The organism is Comamonas sp. MYb21 (assembly GCF_037479395.1).
Lineage (GTDB): Bacteria > Pseudomonadota > Gammaproteobacteria > Burkholderiales > Burkholderiaceae_C > Comamonas.
Genome location: NZ_JBBGZC010000031.1, coordinates 1 through 1,559, shown reverse-complemented (window position 1 = coordinate 1,559; position 1,559 = coordinate 1). Strand labels below are relative to the sequence as shown.

The window sequence follows — 1,559 nt, the reverse complement described above, 5'->3', positions numbered from 1 at the left end:
ATTTCTTCGGCGCCTAGCTCATTCGCACAAACCATCGATTCACTTAACAGACAATCGCTCTCTCTTGCAATGAACGCGGCGTAGCTAAGGCACTAGAATCTCGGATTAAAGGCGCTAACGACACCTCTAAATTTGGACATTGATCCATATTTGGAGGTTTTTTATAACCTAAAATGGTTCTTGTTTATATAATTCGGTTATTCTTTATTGGTGGTTGATCAGGTGTTTGTAATATAACTGTGATGCGTCATGAACTACTTCGCTTGGAAAATTTTGCCCATGCGCTAAAATTTATCCATGAGTTGAGACGAGATTAGTTTAAAGATACATGTCGAGTTGAGACGGACAATGCAACCTGAACAGAGGTTGGGGAAATCTCTTAGATTGCACGATGAAAATATCACCCCAACGATTCACAGATAGGTTCCGGGATATCCGTCGGATTGCAAAATAGATAGCCCAATTTGCGTCGCATCAGTTGATCGCCCGATCTAAGCGAATGCCTGCTGAATTCGCATGCATCCTTTCGCTCCCAGGTCATATTCGCCATGCCAATGACCGCGTACACAGTCCTGCTGCCTCCATGTTGCCGCAACGATCTATAGGTTTAATGAATTGAATGGTCACCTATATTTGCATTTTCGATCCGAGCCTTCATATCATGTATAGGGCAAAGAGCTACTCGCTTTCCAGAATGGATTTGGAGAGCCGTTGCACGATTGACCTGGGTGTTCCGCTGATCAGTTGAGAATCAGCATTGATGCTCAGATCAGACGTCCTGCCCATGTTGATATATTAATTTTGGTTCAAAGCCATAACCCTATAGAGCGAAACCAGTTTGGGGCTCGGATGATTTCCAGCAATTGCACGCTCTGGTGCATGGTCTTTCATAGTTTTTATTTATATTCCTCCTTCATGCTTATGAGATTTTCCAAGTATAAAAGTGTATAGGATCTTACTGAATGGATTTACACATCATTTAGATTCTGCCGCCTAACACTATTGCCTGACTCCAGCCTTACATTGAGTGCTTTGTTGGATTGATATCTTCTTCTATGCAAGCTCTTGGAAATTTTGCAAAACTCATTTACAGTTAAATAGCATGAATATGGAAAATATATAAATTTCGTGAACGTGGACAATTCGACTTATATACGCATATCTAATGTTTTTAAGACTGTAATGTGGGAGGCATGCCTATGGCAAATGTTCTATGTAGGTGCTCTCATCAGTTATTGGCTATGGCCTCATTGAGTCGCATAAGCTTATTGCGTGATTGAGTATGAAATTCTTAAAATTTATTTTGTCATGTCTATAAAAAAATGTTCCCCGGCATTTGTATCGGTATTTGCACTTGTGGCAATTATCATGGTGGGAGGCTGTAGTTCAGCGAAGAGTGAATTAAGCCCGCAATTAAAGGTGATGGCCGATGAGGGGAGGGCTTATTACCAAAATAAATGCAAGACTACTGCAGGTGAAAAAATATACCGTAGTGTGGTAGATGTTGAAGGCATTTTCCTGATAAAAATTCGGCCATTCATAAGTGAAAATCAATTAAA

Annotated in this window: 1 protein-coding gene; it reads left to right on the top strand. The window is 40.6% G+C overall.

Translation table 11 applies throughout. The annotated features are described in order from the left end of the window. Nucleotides 1-1,272 precede the first annotated feature (1,272 nt). The coding region (locus tag WH367_RS24295) for a hypothetical protein (protein ID WP_339538001.1) at nt 1,273-1,559 on the top strand (287 nt) is incomplete at its 3' end.